This is a genomic window from Streptomyces katrae, assembly GCF_000966975.1.
In the GTDB taxonomy this organism is placed as follows: domain Bacteria; phylum Actinomycetota; class Actinomycetes; order Streptomycetales; family Streptomycetaceae; genus Streptomyces; species Streptomyces katrae.
The window spans coordinates 1-392 of the sequence record NZ_JZWV01001789.1 but is presented as its reverse complement, the minus strand read 5'-3'; the positions used below and the strand labels follow the sequence as shown (position 1 = coordinate 392).

Below are 392 nucleotides of genomic sequence, written 5' to 3'. Positions count from 1 at the left end.
CGCCGAGGCCCTCGCCGAGTACTGGCACGCCCGCGTCCGCGCCGAGCTCGGGATCGCCGGATCCGACCCGGCGGGCATGGACGGCATGTTCCGTACCGAGTACCAGGGCTGCCGCTATTCCCTCGGCTACCCGGCCTGTCCGGAGCTCTCCGACCGGGCCAAGATCGCCGACCTGCTCCGGCCCGAGCGGATCGGCGTCCACCTCTCGGAGGAGTTCCAGCTCCACCCCGAGCAGTCCACCGACGCCCTGGTCATCCACCACCCCGAGGCCGGCTACTTCAACGCGGGAGGCCGCCGATGACCCCGGCCCCCGGACCTCTCCAAGGAGCACACCGCATGTCTGCCGCATTCACCGACTACAAGGTCGCCGACATCTCCCTCGCCGAATTCGG

At 70.4% G+C, this 392-nt stretch carries 1 protein-coding gene; it reads left to right on the top strand.

Going from position 1 to position 392, the window contains the following annotated elements:
• A partial coding sequence (locus VR44_RS40605; protein ID WP_045952726.1) for a vitamin B12 dependent-methionine synthase activation domain-containing protein occupies nt 1-301 on the top strand: 301 nt, incomplete at its 5' end.
• Nucleotides 302-392: the final 91 nt, after the last annotated feature.